At 46.9% G+C, this 23041-nt stretch carries 21 protein-coding genes; 16 read left to right on the top strand and 5 right to left on the bottom strand.

The features are described 5' to 3' along the window. Positions 1-8: 8 nt before the first annotated feature. Complete coding sequence (locus MHI55_RS25940; protein ID WP_017692385.1) at positions 9-209, bottom strand: hypothetical protein; 201 nt, start codon at positions 207-209, stop codon at positions 9-11. Between the two features lie 120 nt (positions 210-329). On the opposite strand from MHI55_RS25940, the gene MHI55_RS25935 reads away from it, so the two are divergent. Then, positions 330-548, top strand: coding sequence for an alpha/beta-type small acid-soluble spore protein (locus tag MHI55_RS25935; RefSeq protein ID WP_017692386.1), 219 nt, complete (start codon positions 330-332; stop codon positions 546-548). 116 nt (positions 549-664) lie between these two features. On the opposite strand, the gene MHI55_RS25930 is transcribed toward MHI55_RS25935, so the two are convergent. After that, on the bottom strand, positions 665-1645 hold the full coding sequence (locus MHI55_RS25930) for a metal-dependent hydrolase (protein ID WP_036605731.1): 981 nt from the start codon (positions 1643-1645) through the stop codon (positions 665-667). A 435-nt stretch (positions 1646-2080) separates the two neighbouring features. Here MHI55_RS25930 and MHI55_RS25925 point away from each other — a divergent pair, with 435 nt between their 5' ends. Further along, entirely contained in the window at positions 2081-2692 is a 612-nt protein-coding gene (locus MHI55_RS25925) for an SCO family protein (protein WP_036605732.1), read from the top strand. Between the two features lie 75 nt (positions 2693-2767). Here MHI55_RS25925 and MHI55_RS25920 read toward each other — a convergent pair whose 3' ends face one another. Together MHI55_RS25920 and MHI55_RS25915 are read right to left on the bottom strand one after the other, a co-directional pair. Then, on the bottom strand, positions 2768-3115 hold the full coding sequence (locus MHI55_RS25920; protein ID WP_036605733.1) for a toprim domain-containing protein: 348 nt from the start codon (positions 3113-3115) through the stop codon (positions 2768-2770). Positions 3116-3646: 531 nt separating this feature from the next. Next, entirely contained in the window at positions 3647-4822 is a 1176-nt protein-coding gene (locus MHI55_RS25915) for an MFS transporter (RefSeq protein WP_340387524.1), read from the bottom strand. Between the two features lie 190 nt (positions 4823-5012). Between MHI55_RS25915 and MHI55_RS25910 the strand changes: the two genes are divergently transcribed. The 11 genes from MHI55_RS25910 to MHI55_RS25860 all read left to right on the top strand — a co-directional run bounded on the left by MHI55_RS25910 (position 5013) and on the right by MHI55_RS25860 (position 18643). Next, positions 5013-5495, top strand: a complete 483-nt coding sequence (locus MHI55_RS25910; protein WP_174806458.1) for an ATPase — start codon at positions 5013-5015, stop codon at positions 5493-5495. Positions 5496-5513: 18 nt separating this feature from the next. Continuing rightward, positions 5514-6659 (top strand): transglutaminase domain-containing protein, encoded by a 1146-nt coding sequence (locus MHI55_RS25905; RefSeq protein WP_101314213.1) that lies wholly within the window; start codon positions 5514-5516, stop codon positions 6657-6659. A 105-nt stretch (positions 6660-6764) separates the two neighbouring features. Continuing rightward, on the top strand, positions 6765-8801 hold the full coding sequence (locus tag MHI55_RS25900; RefSeq protein ID WP_101314214.1) for a penicillin-binding transpeptidase domain-containing protein: 2037 nt from the start codon (positions 6765-6767) through the stop codon (positions 8799-8801). Between the two features lie 396 nt (positions 8802-9197). After that, complete coding sequence (locus MHI55_RS25895; protein ID WP_340387522.1) at positions 9198-11147, top strand: penicillin-binding protein 2; 1950 nt, start codon at positions 9198-9200, stop codon at positions 11145-11147. A gap of 238 nt (positions 11148-11385) precedes the next feature. Continuing rightward, entirely contained in the window at positions 11386-12330 is a 945-nt protein-coding gene (locus tag MHI55_RS25890) for a zinc ABC transporter substrate-binding protein (protein ID WP_127548191.1), read from the top strand. A gap of 30 nt (positions 12331-12360) precedes the next feature. After that, complete coding sequence (locus MHI55_RS25885) at positions 12361-13182, top strand: metal ABC transporter ATP-binding protein (RefSeq protein ID WP_340387520.1); 822 nt, start codon at positions 12361-12363, stop codon at positions 13180-13182. Positions 13183-13185: 3 nt separating this feature from the next. Continuing rightward, the gene (locus tag MHI55_RS25880; RefSeq protein WP_017692397.1) at positions 13186-14145 is read left to right on the top strand and encodes a metal ABC transporter permease; all 960 of its coding nucleotides are present in this window, start codon (positions 13186-13188) and stop codon (positions 14143-14145) included. Then, on the top strand, positions 14145-15017 hold the full coding sequence (locus tag MHI55_RS25875) for a metal ABC transporter permease (RefSeq protein WP_076328977.1): 873 nt from the start codon (positions 14145-14147) through the stop codon (positions 15015-15017). Before MHI55_RS25880 ends, MHI55_RS25875 begins: the two co-directional genes overlap by 1 nt. Before the next feature lie 691 nt (positions 15018-15708). Beyond that, positions 15709-16458, top strand: coding sequence for a Cof-type HAD-IIB family hydrolase (locus tag MHI55_RS25870; protein ID WP_047841303.1), 750 nt, complete (start codon positions 15709-15711; stop codon positions 16456-16458). A 54-nt stretch (positions 16459-16512) separates the two neighbouring features. Next, positions 16513-16953 (top strand): DUF456 domain-containing protein, encoded by a 441-nt coding sequence (locus MHI55_RS25865; RefSeq protein ID WP_047841365.1) that lies wholly within the window; start codon positions 16513-16515, stop codon positions 16951-16953. A 61-nt stretch (positions 16954-17014) separates the two neighbouring features. After that, positions 17015-18643, top strand: a complete 1629-nt coding sequence (locus tag MHI55_RS25860; RefSeq protein WP_074096383.1) for a polysaccharide biosynthesis protein — start codon at positions 17015-17017, stop codon at positions 18641-18643. Positions 18644-18840: 197 nt separating this feature from the next. On the opposite strand, the gene MHI55_RS25855 is transcribed toward MHI55_RS25860, so the two are convergent. Further along, a complete protein-coding gene (locus MHI55_RS25855; protein ID WP_340387517.1) occupies positions 18841-20127 on the bottom strand; it encodes a DUF2515 family protein in 1287 nt (428 codons plus the stop codon). A gap of 141 nt (positions 20128-20268) precedes the next feature. Here MHI55_RS25855 and MHI55_RS25850 point away from each other — a divergent pair, with 141 nt between their 5' ends. From MHI55_RS25850 to MHI55_RS25840, 3 genes are all read left to right on the top strand, one after another. Then, entirely contained in the window at positions 20269-20613 is a 345-nt protein-coding gene (locus MHI55_RS25850) for a thioredoxin family protein (RefSeq protein WP_017692403.1), read from the top strand. A 547-nt stretch (positions 20614-21160) separates the two neighbouring features. After that, positions 21161-22099, top strand: coding sequence for a heme A synthase (locus tag MHI55_RS25845; RefSeq protein WP_036605745.1), 939 nt, complete (start codon positions 21161-21163; stop codon positions 22097-22099). Positions 22100-22262: 163 nt separating this feature from the next. Continuing rightward, positions 22263-22979: a Cthe_2314 family HEPN domain-containing protein gene (locus tag MHI55_RS25840; protein WP_340387515.1), complete on the top strand. Its 717-nt coding sequence runs from the start codon at positions 22263-22265 to the stop codon at positions 22977-22979. Positions 22980-23041: the final 62 nt, after the last annotated feature.

Raw genomic sequence — 23041 nt, 5'->3', positions numbered from 1 at the left:
TGACCTGCTCAAGAAGTGGGCTCTGAAGCAGCCGAGCGAACTTCCTGACGTTCTTTTTTGGCGCGAATCACAAATCCCCAGCCAATGTTGGCAATGGACAGGACAAACAGTAGTGCAGCAAACCAACCGGAGTAGGAGATCATAATTGCTGAAACCGTTAACAAGATAATCGAAGAGAATGCGAACCATAAAGACAAGCCTTTACTCATTGGGAAAAACCTCCATCTACAAATTTAGTAAAACTCCGTATAACCTGTAGCCTACGAGCCATAATAATCTTGCAAGCTTGCAATTACATTACAGACACAGATTGAAGGGAGATTATAAATATGGCTCAAGGATCTCGTTCTAACAACTTGGTGGTACCTCAGGCAAATTCAGCACTGCAACAATTGAAAATCGAGGCTGCACAGGAACTGGGTGTAACTATCCCACAAGACGGTTACTATGGTAACTACACTTCCCGTGAAACAGGATCTTTGGGTGGATATATCACCAAACGTCTGGTACAAATCGCTGAGCAGTCTCTGGCTGGGTCTGGCAAATAATTTATTTTAACCAACAGCAACAAAACAGGATAAACGGAAAGCCCGGAGCGGAAACGCTCCGGGCTTTCTCGCGTATCAGTTCCTATGTCTGATTGTGCCTTGCCATGCTCACTTCGTCAAGGGCGTGCAGATAAAAGTTTTTTATCCATTTTCTCATCGCTTAACCAGCCTACATACGTATCAATCGTCTCAAAATTCCGATCCATCACAATCACAGCGACAAATGGATATTGTTTCCGGTGTCGATAACGTACATCTGCCCAGCGGACCTTGTAACCGGCAGGCAGTTCTTCAACCTCTGCCACCGCATAGGAGGTGAAATAGAGGAAGGCACTGACTTCCGGCGATTTGCGTGAAGCAGCAACGGCCGCGTGAGTAGAAGACGAGGCGTGCAGACTCCATACCAGATTAGAACCATCCATTTTACCGATCACATAACTGCCGTCCTCAACTCGTTTGACCACATGCCAGCGGTTCCAGGATATCGTTGGAATGACGATGTATCTTGCCTGCTCTGGGCTGTTGTCGAGACGTCTAACTTTTCTGACTGCTTGTGCACGAGCAATCGTTCGCCATATATAATATAAACCGGTCAAACTATACAACGTAACGAAGAGTGGTGCAGGGGCGATCAGATCAAAGGCCCATAACAGGATAGCTATGACATGTGTAGTGAATAGAAACGGATCAAAAATATGAATGATGTTCCAGGCGATCCAGCGTTCCGTAAAAGGCCGGGCGGCTTGGGTTCCGTAGGTGTTGAACAGATCGGTGAATACGTGAAAGCCTACGGCCACAGCGGTCCAGGTGGCAACGTGTCCAATAGGGACACCAGGGAATATCAGTGCAATGACGCCGGTGATGAGCAAAACCCATAACAGGAGAAATGGCAGAGAGTGTGACAAGCCCCGATGATTCCGAATGTAAAGCGAATTGCTTTTGAGACGTAACGCAGTATCAATGTCAGGGGCCTGGGAACCGGCGATCGTGCCAACCATTACCGCAGCTGCAAGCATGGGACTCGCCGCGACGACAGGATCGACATAAGCCAGACCGGCTAGACCAATCCCCATGACAAAATGTGTAGAGGTATCCATAAACGTCTCCTTTGTGTGGTATATCGTTCTAAGGCATATTACTTCTCTATCTAGGTGATACCCATATATAGTGTATAATATCCGTTTGTCAGGATGCAAAACATCCCTAATTTCAAAGTTATGACAATTTCCTGTGCCATACCCAATAAATGTACGTAGTTTGTCAAACTATTTTGGCATTTCCTATGATAAACTTTATATCGGATACAGTGAGAAAATCGCCAGAGAACGTACGATACTATTCGAATGATATACAATGCTAAAATAATTTATGGGCATTGTTCCTTTAAACCGTTACAATAATATAGAATCTCATAAAAAGTAGGTTTCTTTGAATACATATGTCACAGTAGATGGATAAAGCGAAACGAACGTGATTTTGGATTCACATATGTATGCGTATTCATAAGAAAAGATACAGAAGGGACGAGGAAGATGCTGAAAAAGTACAAATGGACATGGATGCTGCTCGGGCTCGCACTTATTATGGCTGTGTATCTGATGTGGGGCACCGTATTTGCCAGTAAGGAAAAATTACCCGAGATTCGTGAAATCCAATCCTTTTCTATGGAAAATGTAGATGGCAGTACAGTATCGCTGGAGGATACGCAAGGGAAAGTCCGCTTGTTCTACTTTTATTTCACCAGTTGTCCGGATGTCTGCCCTATTACGACCTTTACGTTATCCCAGGTGCAGGATCTGTTGAAAGAGGACGACACCTTTGGTAAAGATGTCTCATTTGTATCTATTTCATTCGACCCGAAAGTCGATACAAGAGAGAAGATTAAGACGTTTGCGGACCGCTTCCACGCGGATTATTCCGGATGGTACTTCTTGCGAGGCGATATGGACAAAACCAAACAGTTTGCCAGGGAATCATTCCAGATCCTGATCGATGGGGAGAGTAAGGACGATTTTGCCCATATGAATATGATTGGTCTGGTGGATGAGAACAACCAGCTGCGCAAGGTATATAATGCATTTAATACAGAGGACGTTGTGCCTGCTGTCATTGCCGAGGATATTCGCAATCTGATTAAGGAATAATCATCTGATCATCATACTGTAAAGGCTGCCTTCAAGTTGGATATCAATCCAAAGGCAGCCTTTTGGTATTTCATTTTAATAGGAAGGATGTTCAGGGTATTGGATGTATGTCTCTAACCCGGCCTTTTCCAGCTGGGCAATGATATACTCATCAGGTGTTCCTTCTACACCCGCATATCCTCGTCGTGTATACATCTGTACTGCATCCGGGAAAGCATCCCGAAGTACACCTCTAATTTTTTTGCCGGAACTGTCATTATCCATAAATAAAAAGACTTCGTCGTAACCGACTTGCTTGCGCAGGGTCTCCAACTTGAGGGAATTAAGTGTTCCAAACGTACATAGAATGTTGATTTCGGGTCCAACCAGACGTTTCAGTTTGCTTCGGTCATTCTTACCTTCCACAATGACATGAATAGGCATGATATTCACCTCTTGTTCAAGAGCTTATGTCGACATTCCCCGGGAAATGTTGCAGCGAAAATCGACTGATTATATAAAATGGACTCCTTTCTTTACACGACTGCTAACTGGATAGAACAACCCATCAAGACAATTCTCTGAAATCTTATTTTATGTGCATCATTAGGTCAGTAATAGCTTGAAGTGGCCGTTCCGGTTACGGATCGTTCTTCCGATCGCTGTTGTCTCCATATATTTCTGATTTGCTTTTATAAAGTTAATATTTGGAGACAAAGGCGAACGCTACCGCTTCTTCAAAATCGATTCCGTCCCCTTCACTACTTTTGGCTAATTGTTCAACCTTAATGATCTTCAATAAGATAAAACCTTCGGTGATTGTATAAGATAGATTTCCCAGTTAGCTTTTATTAACGTGTAAAACGTTAGTCCATTTTATATAGTTTAGCTGTAAATGGGGGAATGATGCAAAGCTAATGAAAATACAGACCTAATTGCTGTCATAACAGTAGGGAAGAAGAGCTTGATACAGACCTAATTCAATATACTTTTCGGATCGGACAGGGGAGCTTCGCGTCTGGATGTATAGTATGGAAGCAGTAGCATACCAATCATTAACAAAAGAAACGCGATGAAATAGGGTGATAACCCGACACGAAGTTGCCCGGCTGTGATGGGGCCGATGAAAGAGCCGATGGAGGTGGCTATGGATTGCAGCGAGAAAATGCGGCCCAACTTGCTTCCTCCGCTCAGACGGATAAATAGGGTTGCCATAGCTGGAAAGATGATGCCTTTGGACATCCCAAGTACAAATAATACAGTAGACAACGGAACTTGCGGAATGGCTGCCATCACAAAAAAACACAAGGACATTAACAGCACGCCCGCAACCAGACGCAGCTTGGGGGAATACCGGTTGAGAAATAACATGCTGAGGGTGAAGAGTGCCCCAATACTGATTATAGAGAACAGCAGTCCGGTAGACATGATGGACGATTGTCCTCCGCCCCGCAGGGGTAATTCGAAGAAGAGAATCCCTTGGGCACAGGCAATCACCAGAGGCAAAGCAAAGTATCGCCAGGACACCGGCAGGAATGCACTTGTGGCATCTGCTGGTGAAGCGTCAGGTTTAGTAGGTACCGTTACTCTCTCCTGCTGTTTGACGATACCACGGGGCATCGTCATGAAAGCAATGACACCTGTGAGAATAAGCAGATAACCCAAGCCTGAGAATGTAGCAGAGAATCCCATGGAACCCACAATGATCGCACCGGCTGCTGGCGATACAACAGAAGCGAGGGTATGTACTACCCCGTGACCCGACATATACTTCCCCTGTTTCACCGGATCGCTGGATAACTGTGCAAGCAGGGCGAGACATGCAGGAGACAGGAAGGCCAGTACAAACCCGCTGATGGAACGCAACGCCAGCAGTTGCCATGGTGTCTGGACATAGGCTTGTAAGAGCAGGATGAATCCTGCTCCGAGCAGACTGAATACAATGTAGCGGCGACTCCCATGTTTATCGATTTGTGTTCCAGCAATCAGATTGCCAGGAAGATGTGTTAAGGAATAGATGCCCATCATCCAGCCAATGAAAGTAGGGGCGGCTCCCAGCGAGATGGCAAAAGGGGTCAGAATGGGATACTGGGCGTGCAAATCAAATACAGCAAGGAACAAAAACAGGTATAGCCAGATGGCCGTTTTCACATAAGCCCCTCCTTGTTAAGCGATGCATGTTCAAACTACAGGTCTTGAACGTGTTCCCCGTTCGCCCGGCAGAACCTCATGGTACTACTTGTACGCCCGGCGGGACGAACTTAGACCGTTTATTTTTAAGGGAGAGGGCTTAGCTGACAGCAGCTTCGGAAATCATGTATAATATTCGGGAGTGTTACGAATGAATTCTAATACGGAAGGTGTAGTCATGAACATAGAAGTAATCAAAGAGTTTGTGATGCAGAACTGGCTGGTGATCGTGGTTGCATTGATCATATTGTTCTTTGTTCTGAATGTGGTCAAAACCGTATTGAAATGGGCGATTGCCATCATCATTATTGCGGCTCTACTGATATACAGCGGCATCTCCATTGATCAGATCAAACAGACAGTGACAGACGTACAATCCAGCACGATGGACACATTGAAGAAGGAAGCAACCAGCATGATGCTGAAGGAGGCTTCCAAAGCGAAATACGTCAAAGGACAGGATGGAGCGTTCACCATCACAAGTCCCAATGTGGAGATTAAGGGCAGAACTCAATCGGATAAAGTTGATGTGACCTTCCGCGGAATTTCACTTGGCGAATGGAAACTCGACAATGAAACTATACGTACGTTTGTCGAACAGGCACAGGAGAACAAAACAGCACCAGCATCGTAGTAAAGGGGGAATCGGTACGTGCTGCAGAATTGGCTGGACAGCCTGAAGGAATTGAATGGCATCACGATTATGCTGTTGCTGATTGTGGCTGCTTCATTATTGCAGGGTTGGTCCAGAGGGGCTTCGCGTTCAGCAGGCAGACTCTTTGGGTTCCTGATGGATGGCATTATGGCGGTCATCGGTATTCTGTTGTCGATCGGTTTAACGTTGTGGCTTGCGCCATATGTACAGCAGTGGCTGTCTGAGTATGCTTCAGCCATGCCTAACCGTGAGTTGAACCGGTGGGAACAGATGTATTATACGTTGGTTACGGCGATTGCAGATTTTCCGCTGATGCGGTTCGCTGTATTGTTTGTACTTAGCTATGGACTCATCCGACTGATTCTCGGGTTTCTCTCTTCATTTATTTTTAGTAGCAGGCAGAGGTCATCCGAGGAAAGTGCGCCTAAAGGTATGTTTAGTCGCTTGACGGGTGCATTCATTGGCACGATCATAGGCTCCGTCCGCGGAATGATTGTCATCGCAGTTTTGTTCATGATTGTCAGTCTTTACCCTGGAAGCATGTTCAGCCGATATGTGGAAGCATCCCCGATCTATATGCAAGGGGCCAAATCGGTTATCGAACCGTTGTCTGGCACGTTTATCAAGGACAAGCTACCCGTCTTTACGCAGGCTGTGCAGAAGGAACTGGGCGGCATCCTGCAACGCAAATATGAAGTCATCGACCACAATATTCCGACGGATATTGAATCTGCAGCGAGTGAGATTGTCAAAGGCCAATCGACAGATGAAGCCAAAGCAAGAGCGCTTTACGACTGGGTAGGTTCACGTATTCAGTATGACTATGGTAAAGTGGATGACTATGAGCAAAAGGGCATATGGCATGAACAAAATCCACAGAATACATTTGATACACGCAAAGGCGTATGTATTGATTATGCCCGTCTTTATGCCGTGATGGCCCGTTCACAAGGACTTGAAGTCAAAGTTGTTACAGGACTTGGTTATAACGGCCAGGGAGGGTACGGTCCGCATGCGTGGAATGAGGTGTATTTGAGTGGTTCCGAGAGCTGGGTTCCGCTTGACCCGACATGGGCGATCAGTGGAGACTGGTTTAATCCTCCGAATTTTGCCGACACCCATCTAAAGGATCAATCAGCTTAGCAATACAACGGACATGGGTCCGGAATATGACGACGTTGCCAGGTTATCATGCCGCGAAGAATCAGTTTGAGCGGTATGCATCAAGTCATGAAAGAGGTAGGATGGATGAAAAAACATTCCAATGAGAAGGATGAACTTACGGACAAACGGCGCTTCAGTTACCGAATGAACGTATTTTTCTTCGCTTCCTTTGTTATTTTTAGCGTTATTATTGTACGCTTGGCCTTTTTGCAATTCGTGGAAGGGCCTGAACTTAGCCAGGAAGAAGCAAGTAACATTACCAAGGATGTACCACTTCCTCCTGTGAGAGGCACGATCTATGATTCCACAGGTGAGGTGAAGTTGGCGTACTCCAAGCCCATTCAGTCTCTCTACCTGACGCTTTATAAAAACTATGGGGATGTTGATGGGAAACCGAGTCCTAACATAGGGGAAGTGCAGGATATTGCAACCCGGTTGCATGATGTGTTTGAACAGTACAAGCTGAAGGATTCAGAGTCACTTACGGTGGAAAAAATTATTGAAGAGATGGACTTGAACTCCCGCAAAGCGAACGGTTTTATGCCACGTCTGATCAAGAGTGATCTGTCCGAGGAAGAAGTTGCTTATTTCCTACAGCACAAGGACGAGTTCAAAGGTATTCAGATCGTCGAGGAGAGTGTACGATTCTACGATCCGGATACGGTAGCGGTTCAGACCATCGGTTATCTGAAGAAGTTCAGAAGCTCGAAGTCCTTGAACAAATACAAAGAGGTGGACGAGGCCAATAAAACGCAAACGGATCCGGGCCTGGTGTATACAGAGAACGAATTCGTTGGTTTTGATGGACTGGAGCTGCAATATCAGGATGCCCTCCGCGGCAAAAGTGGATATACATCGGTTGATGTTGATTTGCGTAACTTGCCTGAAGGTGTAGCAGGCTCTACCCCGCCGCAGAAAGGTTACGACCTGATTTCCAGCATTAACAAAAACGTTCAGGTGAAAACAGAACAGGCCATTCTGGATCAGTTGAGTTGGCTTCATCGGAATCAAGTTTCCGGTCGATTACATCCGAATGCCAAGACCGGATTTGCAGTTGCGATGGAAGTGGATACCGGGAAAATCGTATCTGCTGCCAGTATGCCAGATTATGATACCAACATCTGGAGAACAGGCAGTATCACAAATGATCAGTATGATGATATCAAATATGTGTATCAAAATGGTACGATTCGTTCATTCCCTCCGGATGACTCTAAAAAGCGAGCTGAATCGATCGTGTTACTCGGTTCCACCATCAAACCGCTTAGTGTCTTGATCGGTTTGAAAGAAGGTTTCTTCACTACCAATACGGTTTATTCGGATAGAGGTTCAACGACCTTTGGTGGGGACAATCGCAGAGTGCAGAACTCATCAGGGCATGTGTATGGTGCAATGTATCCTCGTGATGCGATTCGTCATTCCTCGAACGTATTCATGATTGATGAGATTGGGAAGAAGATGTACTCAAAATACGGTGCGACCGGAATTGACAAATGGGATGAATACATGAAGCAGTTCGGCCTTGGGGTATCTACAGGGGTTGATCTGCCGAATGAATTCCTGGGGATACGGGATTACATGAACGACACGGAAAGCTCGCTGACTCGTCTCGTGTATGGTTCCTTTGGACAGCAGGGAAAATACACAACCATGCAGTTAGCACAGTACACGACAATGCTGGCGAACAAAGGAAAGCGGATGGAGCCACAACTGGTTAGAGAGTTCCGGGATTCGGAAGGCAACGTGGTCGAGAAAGTAAAACCTAAGGTACTCAGCACGGTGGAGTTTAACGATGCCTACTGGAATGAAGTACAACGAGGCATGGCAACCGAGGTATCTGCATTTAGCGGATTCCCTTATGACTTTGCCAGAAAAACAGGAACATCGACACAGGTAGTAGGCGGTAAACTGGTGGATAACGGTGTATTTATCGCCTATGCACCACGTAATAATCCAAAGCTTGCTGTCGCTGTGGTTATCCCCGAAGGGGGCTTTGGATCGAGCAGTGCGGCTCCGGTTGCACGTGCGATCTTCGATGCCTATGACGAGGAATTCGGTCTCGACGGTGTACCGAAAAAAGACAAAAATAAAGATTCAGAATCGGGATCAGGCACACAGTGATGTGAGGCATTGGTTACAGAGGGGACCCTTCATGGGTCCTCTTTTTTGTTTTTACGTGGAGAATGGATCGTAAGAGTGAATTAATTAGTTGCATTAATATGTAACCATATGAGCTGTACCACGTTTATATAAAGGAAGGGTAAACGCGATCTGGGGAACGGGATAACGTTGATATGTCAGTGTTTACATTGGGATCGGTAGATTGGGTAGTGTAACGGTTCTGTTTACGAAAATGTAACCAAATATTGAAAGACGTGACAGCTAACCTTTGGTAGACTTGTATGAGAAAGGATTAAATATTGGATTGAACACGTTCACAAGACGGATTAAATATTTTATTTTTATAGAGGAACGGGAGAGGCTTAAAACATGTTTAACCGATTGAGGAAGAAACCCATGACTGAGGAAGATACACCCGTCAACAAGCCTTCCACCGCAAGGCTGAATCTGTTTTTTTTCGCGGCATTTGTCATATTCAGTATCCTTATTTTCAGATTAGCCTTTGTGCAGTTTGTGGAGGGTCCTGAACTGACGTATATGGAAACGAGTCGTAATACCAAAGACATTCCACTCGCACCTGTTCGTGGTCCCATCTATGATGCGACAGGGGAAGTCGCGCTCGCTTATTCCGAACCTGTACAGTCCCTGTATGTGCTGTTATATGAGGATTATCGGAATGATGAACGTAGACAGGAAGCAGAGGAACTGGCTCATGATCTGGCGGCTGTGTTTAAGCAGTTTAATCCAGGGGACAAGGAGCAGCCGGACGGGGAAGAGATCATCAAACGATTGGATCTGGATTACCAGAAAACGTTTGGGTATGTGCCGAGGCTTGTGAAGTCGGATCTATCGACCAAAGAAATTGCCTTTTTCATGGAGAAAAAAGCGGATTATCCGGGCGTTATGGTACTGGAAGAAAACATAAGAAAATATGACCCGGATGGTGTAGCCGTTCAGGTTGTGGGTTACACAAGAGAGTTCAAGCGAGCACCAGATTCCATTGCCAAATATAAGGCCATCCGTGAGGGGGCAAGTACCCAGCGTGATCCTGGTCTTGTGTACCATGAAGAAGAAAAGGTTGGCTTCGATGGGCTGGAGCTTCAATACCAGGAAGAACTCCGTGGACGAAGCGGTTACCAATCCATTGATATTGACGCACGTAATCTGCCAGATGGAACGATGTTACAAACTCCACCTGAGAAAGGCTACAGTCTGGTCTCCACCATTAACAAGGAAATTCAGATGGCCGCACAAGAGGCGATAACGGACGAATTGCGCAGACTTCCGAAGGCAATTACCGGATACGCAGTAGCCATGGAAGTGGATACAGGTAATGTGGTGGCTATGGCAAGTATGCCGGACTATGATCCGAACGATTGGGATTATGACAAAATCAAATATGTGTTCCGGAATGGAACCACCGAGTCGTTCCCACCGAATGATGCCAAGCCTAGTCGGGCGGAATCCGTTGTACTTCTTGGATCAGTAATCAAGCCGCTAAGTGTGTTGATTGGATTGAAAGAGGGATTATTTACAGCAGGAGAGACCTATCATGATCAGGGATATGCGGTTTTGGGAAAAGACGGACGACAAGTGAAGAACTCGCATTCTGCATATAATGGTTCTATTACGGCGAGAAGAGCGATTGAGAAATCCTCCAATGCCTTCATGATTGATATGGTGGGTAAACGTTTGTTACGTAATTATGGCTCAGAGAAAGGCATCGATGTCTGGCACAAACACATGCAGGAATTCGGATTGGGTGTGTCCACTGGTGTAGATCTGCCTAATGAATTTTTGGGTAGGCTAGAATATAATAATGATGACGAATCAGCTCTAACACGTTTGGCATTTGCCTCCTTTGGACAGCAAGCCAAGTACACTACAATGCAACTCGCACAATACACGACGATGCTTGCCAATAAGGGCAAACGGATGGAACCACATCTGGTGAAGGAAATCCGTGACGCGGACGGCAATGTGGTGAAAGAGATCAAACCTAAGGTGCTTAATGAAGTTGATTTTGCCGAGGCGCACTGGAATGAAGTGCACAAAGGAATGGTTACCAAAGTAAGTTCATTTGACGGTTTCCCATACGATTATGCACGGAAAACAGGAACATCAGAGCAGGGGACCGGACCGAACAAAAAAGAGAATGGTGTATTTATTGCCTTTGCACCACGAGATAATCCAAAGCTTGCTGTCGCCGTTGTTGTACCGGAAGGTGGATTCGGATCAGTCAGTGCTTCACCAATAGCACGGAAAATTTTCGATGCATATGATGAAGTGTATGGTCTCGATGGAACGCCGAAAGGTAAGAAAGGCGAAGGGAAAGACAAAGAGTAATGCAAAAGAACCTCGCGGAAGTTAGCTCTTTTAACATCACATCTAACAGGTTAATGAAGTGAACAACATATGAATTTGGACAGGCAGGGGAAATAATCCCTTGCCTTTTTTTTTGGCTTCGGATAAAATTTGCACAAGGGAAACATTATTAGTATTGATTAAAACTTAATGCCTTGTACAACAAAATTAGATGTAGACAAGTATTTTAGGAGAGGGAAAGGGGACGGTTGAATTGTTAATGGTGAAAATGAGGAGTATTCAGAGGGGGTTCATTACGCTAGCCGCTCTGGTTCTGATTGTTGTACTTACGGCATGTTCCAGTGATGCAGAGACGAGCAGTGGTGGCAAGCTACAAGTAACCGCTACAACGGGAATGATCGCTGACGTAGCACGTGAGGTAGGCGGGGCATATGTTGATGTTACCGGGCTAATGGGCCCGGGAGTTGATCCCCACTTGTACAAGGCATCCCAAGGTGATATTCGCAAGCTGGAACAAGCAAAAGTCATTTTCTATAATGGACTGCACCTTGAAGGCAAAATGACAGACATTTTGGAGAAAATGTCCTCAAGCAAGCTGGTTACTGCTGTTACAGAGACTATTCCAGTTGAGGAGTTACACTCAGGCAAAGATACAGGCGGCACCGAATATGATCCACACGTCTGGTTTAACGTCAGCCACTGGATGCATGCGGCAGAAGCCGTACGCGATACGCTCGTGGAGGCGGACCCGGACCATGCGGAAGAGTACAAGGCTCAGGCAGAGGCGTATCTGGCGAAGCTCGAAGTACTGGATGCCGAGGTGCGTGAGAAGATTCTGGAGATTCCGGAAGCAAGCCGGGTATTGGTTACGGCGCATGATGCATTTGGATATTTCGGTCAGGCTTATGGCATGAAAGTGATGGGGCTTCAGGGCATCAGTACAGCAGCCGAATACGGTGCAAAAGATGTTAGCGAACTGCGGGATTATCTCGTAGATAACCATATCAAAGCAGTATTTGTTGAATCGAGTGTGCCTGCAAAAGCGATGGAAGCCATCATTGCCGGAGCAGCTCAAAAAGGACATACGGTCAACATTGGTGGAGAACTGTTCTCGGATGCCATGGGGGCTGAGGGGACGGAAGAAGGCACATACATCGGTATGATTCGCCACAATGTTGAGACGATTGTAGAAGCCCTAAAATAATGAATCACATGAAGAGAGGAGTACAGGATTATGGAAGATACAACTTTATTGAAACAAACTCCTACAAATCTGAACAATAGCCACTTGCAGGGAACGCAGCCAACATCGGCTCCTCTTAGTGTGAGGGATCTGGCTGTTGCGTATCACAAAAAGCCGGTGCTTAGCAGCGTATCCTTCGATATCCCAGAAGGACAACTCATCGGAATCCTCGGACCGAATGGTGCGGGGAAATCGACCCTGATCAAAGCTGTTCTGGGACTCGTACCGAAGATGCATGGTGAGGTACGGATCTTCGGACAATCGTACAGGGAACAACGTCGCCGCATCGGTTATGTGCCACAACGGGAATCGGTGGACTGGGATTTCCCTACGCATGCGCTTGATGTGGTGATGATGGGACGGTATGGTCATCTAGGCTGGTTCCGTCGTCCGGGGAAAAAGGAGCGGGACCTGGCGGCACACTGCCTGGAGCAAGTCGGCATGGGTGATTACATGTACCGCCAGATCAGTCAGCTGTCCGGTGGACAGCAGCAACGTGTCTTTCTGGCGCGGGCACTCGTGCAAGACGCAGATCTGTATTTCATGGATGAGCCATTTGCAGGTGTGGATGCCACCACAGAGAAAGCGATCATTTCGCTTTTGGAACAGTTGAAGAAACAAGGCAAGACCGTACTGGTCGTTCACCATGATCTGGCGACAGTCGAGGAATACTTCGACCATGTGTTGCTACTCAATGGACGACTAGTGGCAGGTGGGCCGACAAGTGAAGTATTTGTACCGGATACACTGCAAGAGACGTACGGAGGCCGGATTGCGATGATCGGAAGCCGGACGGAGAAAGGCCAGGTGTAGTGCATGTGGAACTGGATCGTTGCCATCTTATCTGACCCCAATACACGTTGGATATTGCTTGGCTGTCTGTTGTTAGGATTCAGTAGCGGAATTATTGGCTCCTTCACCTTTCTTCGTAAACAGAGCCTGATGGGGGACACTCTTGCTCATGCTGCTCTGCCTGGGATCTGTATTGCATTTATGTTGACGGAAACGAAGTCCGTAGGCTTGTTTCTGTTCGGTGCTCTGGTGGCTGGCATTGTCGCTACCTTCGGAATCTCGTGGATTACACGCTACTCCCGGATCAAGCAGGATGCGGCGATGGGAATTGTGCTGACCGTCTTTTTCGGGGTTGGTGTAGTGATGCTGACGCGCATCCAGCATGGGGCGAGCGGAAGTCAAAGCGGACTCGATAAATATTTGTTTGGGCAGGCGGCATCCATGGTCATGACGGATGTGTATGTCATGGGTGGCGTATGTCTCGTATTACTGATTGCCTGTCTTGCCTGGTTCAAGGAATTCAAACTGGTGAGTTTTGACCCAGGCTTTGCAAGAGGTATGGGACTGCCAGTTGCGATGTTGGAGCAGCTCATCCTGCTCTTGACGGTAATCGCAGTGGTGGCCGGGATTCAAGCCGTTGGTGTGGTGCTTGTTGCGGCATTGCTGGTAACCCCAGCAGCAGCGGCACGTTGCTGGACCGACTCACTCGCACTGATGGTGGTATTGGCTGGCATATTTGGTGCATTGAGTGGTGCAACAGGGACTATCTTCAGTACGCTTGTACCTAATCTGCCGACAGGACCTGTAACCGTTCTTGCGGCTACGGTGTTGTTTGCCGGGTCAGCCTTACTGGCTCCGCGTCGTGGATTATTAGCTCGACGTTTGCGTAGTATTCAGGCAAAATCGGCGTATATGCGTGAAGAGCGGGCTACACTCCAGACTCTCGCCACACAACGAAATCAGCAGGAACGGGGGGAGATGTAATGGCAACGTTTTGGATTATCTTAACGGCCGTATTGGTTTCTTCCGCCTGCGCCATCCTCGGTTGTTTTCTGATTCTGCGGCGAATGGCTCTGGTCGGTGATGCGATCAGCCATGCGGTCCTCCCTGGTATTGCGATTGCTTTCCTGTGGAGCGGTTCCAGAGATTCGTTATGGATGCTGCTCGGCGCAACGGTGTTTGGACTACTGACGGTGTTCTTCATACAGAGTTTGCAGGCGGGTGGACTCTCGTCTGATGCCTCGATCGGAATTGTGTTTACAGCACTCTTCGCAGTAGGTGTCATTCTGATTAGTCTGAACGCCCAGCATATTGATCTGGATCTGGATTGTGTCTTGTTTGGTGAGATCGCTTATGTACAGTGGGATACGCTAACCCTTGGGGGTACGGATGTCGGTCCGAGGGCAGTTTGGATGCTGGGTATCACTTTGCTAGTCATCCTCGTCGTCATTGGGCTGTTCTACAAACAGTTCAAGCTATGTGCCTTCGATCCGGCGCTGGCTGCGGCCTGCGGCATTCCAGTAGTGCTGTTCCACTATCTGCTCATGGGACTCGTTTCGATGACGTCCGTAGCTTCATTTGAAAGTGTTGGTTCGATTCTCGTTGTGGGCATGCTGATTGTACCTGCGGCGGCGGCTTACCTTCTCACTGATCGTCTGGGCAAAATGATTCTGTATGCCGTCCTAATCGGAGCAGCATCCTCGGTTGGAGGTTACATCATGGCATACGCCCTGGATGCTTCCATTGCGGGCTGTATGGTAGCTGTTGCTGGAATTTTGTTTGTTCTCGCACTGTTGCTGTCACCGAAACATGGCATCGTATTCCGTTACGCTCGTCGCAAATTCGCGGCACGTTAATTGGATTTCAAGTAGATAACAGGTGAATAAACAAAATTATATTAAGCCGTCTGCATCGCAGGCGGTTTTTTGCGTATCTGGTCGTATTACTTTTACAAGGGCAACCGGACATAACATATGCAATATAAATTGATAATCTGGCGTCATCCTGCCGATTACGGGTTATTTTGTTGCATACAGATGATCTGTGGTAAAATGTCGTTAGCTGTGACGTCCGGAGCGTCCGTTGTTACGGGTGCCGGGCGATCTTGTTGTGAAAGAATTTTTAAAATTAGATAAAGAGAACCTTTAAGTTGAACTGGAGAACCATTGTGGAACGGAGAGGGCAGAAAGGATCTAGAGAAGGGAAATTTGTTTATGAATTTTCTTACTTGAAGATAGGTGTTATGAGGTCTAAATACACAGGTGATGTAGTGAAGGGGGCGGAATCGATCTGAAGAAGCGATAGCGTTCGCCTTTGTCTCCGAATTTCTAACCTTTAAGAAGAGAGAATCTAGAAAATTTGGAGACAACAGCGATCGGAAGACGATCCGTACACGTAACGGTTACCTCGTATAATCTCAACACACTAAAGAAAAAGGTAATTCTAAAACAAAGATACTACGACTCGAAAGGTTTTCTGCCCGCGTAGTGCCTGAATGGATATCCATGAGTTCAACTTGGAGAGAGACAACCTAGGAGGAACTACTGTATGAGTGAACTGAAATACAAATTGCTTGCATTGGATATGGATGGAACATTACTTAACGATAATCATGAAATTACACAGGAGACGGCCAAGTGGATTCAAATTGCCATTCGTCGGGGTGTACATGTGTGCCTTTCCACAGGAAGAGCCGTATTCCACGCGATGCCTTATGCGGTCCAACTTGGACTGGAGACACCGATGGTTACTGTTAACGGTAGTGAAGTCTGGAAAGCACCGCATGATCTGCATATGCGTCATCTGATGGACCCGGCATTGATTCGCAAAATGCAGGAGATTGGTGAGAAATATAACAGCTGGTACTGGGCATACTCCGTGGAAGAACTATTCAATCGTGACCGCTGGACGGACAATATTGAAGGTCTGGAATGGTTGAAATTCGGCTTCAATACGGAAGTGGATGAAGTGCGTCACCAGATCATGATGGAACTGCAACAAATGGGCGGTCTGCAAATGACCAACTCCTCACCCGTTAATATTGAGATCAACCCTGCCGGCGTATCCAAAGCCAGTGGTGTAGCCGAAGTCTGCAAGTTGCTGGGCATCGAGATGTCCGAAGTTGTTGCTGTCGGAGACAGTTTGAATGATCTGGCTGTCATTGAGGCCGTGGGTCTTGGTGTGGCTATGGGCAATGCGCAAGAGCAGGTGAAGGAAGCAGCTGATCTGATCGTAGCGAGTAACAATGAAGACGGCATCGTCGAAGTGATCCGTGAACATATTTTGAAGGGGGAGTAACCTTTGCTCGCAACCGTTGCCTGGATTTTAATTGTACTGCTGTTTGCAGTGGGGATGGCTGGAACGGTATATCCTATACTGCCTGGTGCTGTAGCGATTTTCTTCGCGTTTCTGGTCTACGGCTGGTTCTTCAGCTTTGATCCGTTTGGTGTGTGGTTCTGGATCATTCAGATTCTGATTGTTGTTGTGTTGTTTGTGGCTGATTATGTCGTCAGCGCATGGGGTGTGAAGAAGTTCGGTGGCTCCAAGTTATCGACCACGCTGAGTACCATTGGTGTTATCATTGGTCCATTTGTCATTCCGGCATTCGGACTGGTGCTGGGACCATTTATCGGTGCATTTATCGGGGAACTGATCGGAGGGTCTTCACCTTCCAAAGCGTCGAAAGTTGGATTTGGTTCCGTCGTGGGGCTATTTACGAGTACTGTGATGAAAATTATTTTGCAGATCGTCATGATTGTTCTCTTTATTATCTGGGTGGTAAGATTCGCCTAAACGTTCAGGATTAGCTTCAACGGGATGCACGTCCGGTGTGGAGGAAAGAAGGGGAATTCGTTTGTCTAAGAAAGAAACATTCATTAGGGGTACGCTCATTTTGGCGGCCGCTGCGCTTATCGCAAGAGTACTCGGATTGGTTCAACGGGTGCCGCTGGAGCATATCCTCGGCGATATCGGTAACGCATCGTTTACCATCTCCAATACGGTATATTTAATGCTGTTAACTGTAGCAACGGCGGGCATACCGAGTACACTTAGTAAGATGGTATCGGAACGTTATGCGCTCGGACGCGCGAGTGAAGCCCAACAGATCTACCGTGCAGCCCTGATCTTTGCCGCTGTGGCTGGGGTAGTCATGTCTGCTTTGTTGTGGTTCGCGGCACCTTATTATGCTACGTATGTGTCCAAAGTACCGGAGTCAGTCAGCGCCATTCGCGCCTTGGCTCCAGCGTTACTACTTTTCCCGGCTATTGCGATGATGCGTGGATATTTCCAGGGACGTGGCAACATGACAGCAGGCGGTATTTCACAGATCGTGGAACAGTTCGCCCGTGTAGGTACAGCCATTATCGTGGCTTATGTCATGCTGCAATGGAATTATGATGACCAGACGATTGCTGCGGGTGCTTCATTTGGTGGGGTATTAGGAAGTGTGGGTGCCTTCGGTGTCATGCTGTACTTCACCTTGAAGCTACGTCGTAGCGACCGTGCGGCCCAATTGAATTACGAGCGTGCAGAGCAGTTGCCAATGCGAGGTATCTACAGTGATATCTTCAAGCTGTCTATTCCAATTGTGCTGTCTTCACTTGCGGTTCCAGCCATTAACTTCATCGATTCATCCCTTGTGGTGCCACTGCTTAGTGGCCAGATCGGACTCGAAGAAGCGACAGGTGTACTTGCGATCCTGGGTGCGAAAGCCCAAAGTATTGCGGGTATTCCTCCGATTCTGGCTATCGCTTTGAGTCAATCGTTGGTGCCTGTCATATCGGCAGCATTTGCCCGCAAGGATGAAGCGCATCTGAAAAGTCAGGTTACACTTGCCTTGCGCATTTCGATTCTGACTGGTATGCCGATTGTCATTGCACTTTGTGCGGCAGCGTATTCGGTCAACGGATTGCTGTTTACCAATCTGGATGGAACGCCGATCATTGCCTTGTTAACATTCGGTACCATTTTCCAGATTACGATGATGACCACCAACTCTATTTTACTAGGGGTAGGGAAACCGCGGATTACGATGATCAGTGTCGCAGCAGGTGTTGTGATCAAATTGATCGCAAGTCTTATTCTGGCGCCGATCTTTGGCATTTACGGCATCATTATAGCAACGGCCCTTTGTTTCCTAGTTATCACATACCTGAATCTGAGGGTCCTTCGCAAAATCGTTGATTTCTCCATCATGGGAGATCGTTGGAAAGGGTTTATCATTACGGTCTTGCTTGCAGCAGGTGTAGGATTTGCAACGAACTGGATTGGCAATACGATCTTTGGACTGTTCCTGCCAGCGCGTGTATCCTTCTTGCTTACCTGCCTTGTGGTTGGTGTGCTTGTTGTGGTGGTGTATCTGGTTCTCATGGTTGTGCTGCGTGTACTGCGCAAGGACGAGCTGGGCAGTTACCCTCGCATTCTGCAAAAAATTCTTCGTCCACTTATGCGTCTTCAACGTGGAGCTGGGCAAAGAGGTTAAACATGCAAGGAGCATCATCCATGCTCCAATATTTTGTGAAAATAGGATACAAGCTCTGTCTGCTGTTAAGCGGACAGGGCTTTTTGTTTAGCTAAGGAGCTGAGCGACTGAACTCGACATTAGCCCAGCAAGCGAGGATTAGCGGTACATCGGATATCACATCATCCGTCTTTGCCTGCTCTATATAGTCTTCAGCATTAGTGTGTGATGGCTTTAGCATCATGAGCCAGTGCTGTTTTCAGCATGCCATACCGGTGTTCGTGACTCATCTCAAACAGCCATGGCCGACGCGGTGCCGTCAGATAACCGAGACAATCCCGAGTCTGAAGCCAGTCATGTCTGGTAATCGGTTCATAAGGCGTGTCCCCCCATACGGAGAGCAGTTCCGGACTATATAATCGTTGCCCTTCTGGAAGCCATTCTTCATCCATTAGCTCCTGAGCATAAAGTGTATGTTCCCCTGCCTCGTCTTCACGATTGGTAAACAGCCCAGGCCAATATTCAGCGCGCGAGCCACGATGGGGAACCAAGCGTGCGAACTCCAACACTTGTGTGTGTACTTGCTCCACGCCAAACAACAGAGCATATAGCCCTTTGCCAAACATGATTCGCTCATCCAGTTTGCCAAAATGTTCAATGACGCGTCCTGCGAGTCCTGCTCCCCGTCCAAGAGGAAAGACGATATGATTCAGACCGGCCAGATTATGCAGATGGAATGCGGGTTTGGAAAGTACTTCTTTTTGAAAATAAGGATGCTGCACCACCCGGCTCTCGATATAGTTCTGCTCATTAATAATTAATGCCACACTTAGCAGTGAACTGCATCGTTCTAGCCAAAAGCGTTCCCAAAACGGCGTCATAAACGCCGATACGTGAAAGTGCGACAAGAGATGGAAACAGCTACGTCCGATCCGGCGACTGTTCATATACAGCAGAAGCTGGGGATATGCATCCTGGAAAATGAGTGCATTGCACCGCTCCAGCAGCCGATACATATGCTCGCGATCACTTTGATTCTGTAGATTATGCATTAAGTCACTCTGAAGATCTGTCATGTGATATCCGCCGTTGCGAGAGACCATATGGGCGAGCAGTGCCCAATGCAGTTCGGGATATTGCTCATAACATTCCAGATAAGCTGCCGTGCGAGTGATATTACTCCGATTGTGCTCTTGAGTCAGTGTCTTAATCTCTTCCAGAATGATGCAATCTTCTTCGCAGACGAGTGCGCTTTGAACCTGGTCCGTGCGTGCAAAAGATTTGTTGCTGGCAGGTAACAAACGCTCCACCTCAGACTGTAAGGCAGCTGCCGTATCTGTATCCCACTCGATGTCACGCAAAGGGTGACGAAGCTGTGCAGAAGCTTGCCATGCAGCCTGTTTGCCACGCCAGATTTCCCGGGCAGCACCCGGAATGGAACGGACCATCTGCAGGAGGGACCCGTGATGTTGTTCGCTGGAAGAATCGGTTCTGGTGGAAGTCATGATGTGACATCCTTTCATGATGTTCTGGGTTTATTTTCACAGACCATGTGGTTATTCTAAGTATGCGCTGATTATTTGACTTCCACTCGCCAATTTGCTTCACTTAGGGTAAGACAAGGTACAGAAAGGGAGATGAACCGAATGGAACAAATCACTTCCAAACCGGCTTTTGATGTAGCCATCCAATCCCCACGTTTGACGATTGCCGTATTCAAGGCAGACTGGTGTGGTGACTGCAAATACATCGATCCGTTTATGCCTGAGGTTGAAGAGAAATATGCACGTGAACTGACCTTAATTGAGGTCGACGTGGATCAGGTTGGAACCGTTAGTGAAGAGCAGAATATTCTTGGCATTCCGAGCTTTGTGGCGTACACGGATGGCCGCGAACTCGTACGGTATGTGAACAAGCTGCGCAAGTCGAGAGAAGAGATTGAGCAGTTCCTGGATCGCGCAGTTGAGGTGTACAACACAATCCATAAATGATGTTATATAAGTTCAACTTATGAATATTTACACAGACACACAGACACTCCGATGACAGAATAGCCTTTTGATCGCTGTTATCCCCAGATTTCTTTGATCCCTTTTAAAAAGGGGAAATCCGGGGATAAAGGCGAAGCATATGCTTCCGATGCAGCTTTCTTTCAGAAAGCTTTTAGCTCCGCTTCAGGCTATTTCTGTCCTCTCCGTTATTGTGTAAATGTTTCATTGAACTTATATAAAAGTATGACAGGTTCATGTTGTAAAAGGGTATACTAGATGAAACGCCATTTCTCTTGAAATAGGGAAATGGCGTTTGTGTGTTCAGGATTCTGTTTAAGACACAATTGAACTGGCATATCCCTCAATTACATAACTCCAATGACCTGCGGGTCATTATTTCACCAGACGTTAACATTTTGTCACAAAGCGCGACGTCAATGAACATTTTATCCGGTATAATGAATTTAGTTGTGAAATAAGTGTCAAAGTACCGAAACAAGCGGAGAATATTCTTCGCCATCTTAAACCAACAGCGGGTGAGAAAAAATTGAAACACTTAACTTTGTTTAAATGGTTAACCGTATTAACCTGTCTTGTCATGTTTCTGGCCACTTTTGGTGGAGGCATCGTAACCAAAACGGAATCAGGCCTTGGCTGCGGAACAGAATGGCCTTTATGTAACGGAAAACTCGTTCCCGCACATACTGTGGCTTCACTCATTGAATATTCCCATCGCGCTGTAAGTGCACTGGCTGGACTGTTGTCCATTGCCTCGTTTGTTGCTTTTCTGCGGTTTGGCAAGTCACGCCGTGACCTGCAATTGTTTTCTTTCTTAACTCTGGTATTTGTTATCGTCCAGGGAATCATGGGGGCTTTTGCCGTTGTCTTCTCCCAATCTTCAGCAGTCATGGCACTGCATTTTGGCTTTGCATTGATTGCTTTTGCCAGTTCTCTAATGATGGCGCTGGGCATAAGGCAGGAGGCCAAAGATGGCGGATTAGAGCGCCTGAATAAATACCCTCGGGTTAGTAAAAAATTCAGAAATCTGGTCTGGTTCTCCACCATTTACACATATCTCGTGGTATACACAGGTGCATTTGTGAGTCACACGGATTCTGCCGGCGGATGTTCTGGATTTCCGCTTTGTAACGGTCAGATTATTCCTGAGCTTTCGGGTGGGGTAGCGGTTGCTTTTGCTCACCGTGCAGCAGCTGCGTCGCTCGTGATTGTTATCGCAATCCTGGGTCACTTCGCTTACCGTAATCATCCGGACAACAAGGAAATGCGTACTCTGGGTGTGGTATCCGTTGTTCTTATTCTGATGCAAGTAGTCATTGGTATTTTCATGATGGTGACAATGAACCGTCCGGAAGTATACATGTTCGTAGCTCTTGCTCATATGCTGGATATCGCCATATTGTTCGGAGTCTTAACGTATATGAGTTTCCTGGTGTACAAGCTGCATCGCCCGGCTAATCGTTTTTAAATATGAAAGTCCACCATCCAGTGATGTACATCATTGGACAGGTGGACTTTGTTTGATGTCAGAGGGATCAGGGCAACCTATGGCAAGCAGCAATTACACGGAATGAATGATGTTACGTTTACGGTGATGAATTCTTGTTGATTTGGAAAAGAGGAGGTTAGATATGCTGCGAACGTTGTTGGGGGAAAAGCCACGTATAAACGAAGGTAAATTGAAGGCAGCGATGGACGCAATGGCGCATACGCTTGAGCTATTTCAACGACAAATGCATGTGGACCATGATCCCACGCATGACTATCGGAAACTGTATGTGTGGACTCAGGGACTCATCTCCTCACTGGATGAACTGGAGCAAAGTTGTTTCGCTGCTGCTCATTTTCGCAGAAAGGTCGTTGCAGGCTCAACGGATGATATGACGGCGACTGAAAAAGCCGAGTATGCACGTTATGTGTATTTCTACAAAGATGGCTTTATCCGCTGCTTTGCCATTCTGGATAAAGTCGGCACAGTATTAAATGAAATATTCCAGCTGAATACTTCCAATACCAAAGCGCATTTTTCTTATTTTACTGTGTTAAGGCAGTTCGACTATGCGAGGGAACATCATGATCTTGCGTTGCAATTAATACAGATCAAGGACTCTTATCGTGAGCCGATGAGCAAGCTGCGCAAGCGACGTAATATGGAAATTCACTACATGAACTCAGAAATGCACGATGACCTGTGGCAGTTACACCAGACCTTGCAAGGTAAAGTGAAATTGGAGGATCTGAATCAGCATGTGCAGGAAATGCGTCAGGGCGTCGATATGGTCTGTGAAACGTTAACAGCCTCTTATAGTTATATCAATAAAATATGGAAAAGGAATAATTCCCTTTGACAAATCGGAATACTTGGAATATACTGAGTTTCAATCGAATGTTACACGGATATAATTGATAT

Source organism: Paenibacillus sp. FSL E2-0151 (assembly GCF_037993015.1).
Taxonomy (GTDB): Bacteria; Bacillota; Bacilli; order Paenibacillales; family Paenibacillaceae; genus Paenibacillus; species Paenibacillus amylolyticus.
The sequence above is the reverse complement of the archived record's forward strand: the minus strand, read 5'-3'. Positions and strand labels throughout refer to the sequence as shown.